Below are 2,506 nucleotides of genomic sequence, written 5' to 3'. Positions count from 1 at the left end.
ATCTGCTCAAGCTGAAATTGCGCGGCTTCATCAGCAGATCCAGACAGTCACGGCCGAACGCGACCAGTTCGCGCACGATAAGGCACAGGCGCTCCAAGTAGGGAAGGACTTAGATGCTACACGGCAGAAGGCCCAAGCCGCGATGCAGGAGCTCCAGGAGCTGGATGCTTTGCGTGCCAGCGTAAGCCAAGCCATCGAGCAGGCGCGGCTTCAGCTCACAGGACCATCTAACCGGCCGATCACTAGGATCGACATCTCTACGACAGGCTCGACATCAGCAACTCCACCGTCGAAAGAGCAGATCCGTACCGCACAGGAAGCGCTCGTCGATTTCGGCTACGGCAGTCTTGAGGCGGATGGAGTGTTTGGCCCCAGTACCAGCAAAGCGGTCGAAGCTTTTGAGCGTGCCAAAGGGCTGCCTGTCACGGGAAAGCTTGGACCAGCGACGCTTGAGGCTCTGCGAGGCCACATTGTCTCTGCTGTTCAATAACTCGGCGCATCATCAGCCTCTACCCTGCTGGATGCTGCTGGCAAACATCCGATGCCGCTTGATCGGAAACAGTACCAGGAACGAGATCTTTACCAACACTCTGCCAAAGTCCTCCGGCGGTGTTGCAACCGGCACCGCACACGCCTCGGCTGAGAACCCCGCCCGGTTCATTCAGCCGAGGCGTTCTTGGATTTGCCGTGATGGCTCTCCGTCGAGGCCGCACATGCGAGCGAGGGCGCCCGTGCCTGACCACAAGATGCTCTCCGGTGAATTGGGCCTGTGGTCAGCGGTGTTGCTGGGCCAGGGTGAGAAAGACTGGGCTGAACTGCTGGACCGAGCGGCGGCCAAGCTCGCTCGAGGTGAGCAGGATGAAGCAACAGCTTCCAGCCTCCGACTTTACGCTGTTGTGGTTGGGCAGAAGAACCAGCCTTCGTTTCAGGCTCTGCTCGAAAAAGCCGCTGACACCCTGGCTTGATCTCACTTCCCCCTGCACACGAGATGAACCCGGAAGGAACAGCTGCGAGCGGCAGAGCCTGTCTCGTCAGGCCGCCTGGCGAATGGAGAAATCCGGGACAACCAGGTACTCATAAGGCTTAAGACGATCCGCGGCCGCCTCGAGCCGGCTGCAAAAGCGTCGATGAGCATCGTCGAGAAGGCGCCGCCCTCTTGCACTGGGCTGCGTGAGCTTCATGTTCTCTCCAACCAGCGCCGCCGCTGCCGCATACAGATCGTCCGCAGCTGCTTCAATGCCGGGATTGCGCTCGAACAGGCGTAGAGCACGGATGAGATGAGAGCCGAGGTCGCGCAGGTCAGCACTCTGACCATCCTGCTCGATCCTTCTTAAGACGGGTGCAATCAACGCGAGCTTCTCATCGACTGCATCGGTGAGGATCTTGAACATCATCTGCTTGCCTTGTGGGAAACAGCTCTGTGACCGCCTCAGAGCATGAGAGAACAATGGGCAAGTATGGTTAATGAGCTGTTACCCACCTGAAATGTCAGGCAAGCTCACCTTTATTCGGAGAGATGGCGCCACCCGTGGGGCGGAAGGGTCCAGAATGGCCTCCCTTGGCCACCGATGGTTGCTCGCTCGTGAGAGGTCTTGGAAAATCTCCAGCAGGGCATTATTTGTTCTCGCACTCTTTCAGCAGCTTTCCCGTCGAAACCGACACTCGGCCCTGAGACTCGTTCTCAGTCGGAAGGCTCATCGCGATTAACATAGGACACGCCAGATGCCGGGCATCGCACGTCAGTTCGAGCCGCAGATCACCCGTACCGGTGGAGCCCCCTCCACGTACCGTTTCACCGCCCGATGCTCCACGTGCCCCAAGACAGACACCTACGAAGCTAGCAGGCCTGCCAGCGATGACCTTGTTAAAGGCTACTTCAAAGAGCGTGGATGGCTTCTCGGACGCGACCGGGCCTATGATTTATGTCCGGCTTGCCTGTCGAAACCTCGGGAGGAGCGGCAGCCTCGGCCGTCCAACGACGTAGGCCCCCAGAGGTCGCCAGAGGCTGCCAATCCTCCCAGCCGCCCGAGCGCCCCGGCGGACAAGCGGTCCCGGGATACGGCTGATATCCTGGCGCGCCACCTGGGCAAGCCCGAGGCGCTCGCCGCCGAGGTCTTCCGCCCCAAGCCGGTGCAGCCCCCTCGCCCCTCCGCTCCGGAGGCGTCCCCGCAGACCGGATCAGCCCCCATCCTGTCACGCGAGGTGGAACAGGCCCTGACGGGAATGGCCGCAGAACTGAGAGACCTGCGCTCGACCATGGAGGGCATGGCGGAGCAGATGAGCAAGCTGGTGGCTCTCGGCGGCCAGCAGATCGAGGCCATTGCGCGGCTCGCACCCCTGATGGTTCAATCGGCTGATGGGATTGCCGGCGGCCTGCGGGATGTTGTCAGCGCGATCCGGTCCATCCCGAGCGCATCCCCTCCTGAGCTAGAGCCGCTCAAGACAGAAGAGCCGCTTACGCCAGAGACTGAACCTGTCGAACAGCAGGATCCTGAACTCAGCTCAG

The 2,506-nt window shown here is 60.9% G+C and carries 3 protein-coding genes and 1 pseudogene; 3 read left to right on the top strand and 1 reads right to left on the bottom strand.

The genetic code is table 11. The features are described 5' to 3' along the window. A partial coding sequence (locus JQC81_RS32195; protein WP_203275827.1) for a peptidoglycan-binding domain-containing protein occupies nt 1-490 on the top strand: 490 nt, incomplete at its 5' end. Nucleotides 491-731: 241 nt separating this feature from the next. Next, the gene (locus JQC81_RS32190) at nt 732-965 is read left to right on the top strand and encodes a hypothetical protein (protein WP_203275826.1); all 234 of its coding nucleotides are present in this window, start codon (nt 732-734) and stop codon (nt 963-965) included. 66 nt (nt 966-1,031) lie between these two features. On the opposite strand, the gene JQC81_RS32185 is transcribed toward JQC81_RS32190, so the two are convergent. After that, nucleotides 1,032-1,394: a hypothetical protein gene (locus tag JQC81_RS32185; RefSeq protein WP_203275825.1), complete on the bottom strand. Its 363-nt coding sequence runs from the start codon at nt 1,392-1,394 to the stop codon at nt 1,032-1,034. Between the two features lie 328 nt (nt 1,395-1,722). On the opposite strand from JQC81_RS32185, the pseudogene JQC81_RS32180 reads away from it, so the two are divergent. Continuing rightward, nucleotides 1,723-2,506: pseudogene (locus tag JQC81_RS32180) on the top strand (hypothetical protein); the annotation flags it as partial.

Source organism: Microvirga arabica (assembly GCF_016811235.1).
Lineage (GTDB): Bacteria > Pseudomonadota > Alphaproteobacteria > Rhizobiales > Beijerinckiaceae > Microvirga > Microvirga arabica.
Note: the sequence above shows the minus strand (reverse complement) of the source record. Positions and strands in the feature narration are given on the sequence as shown.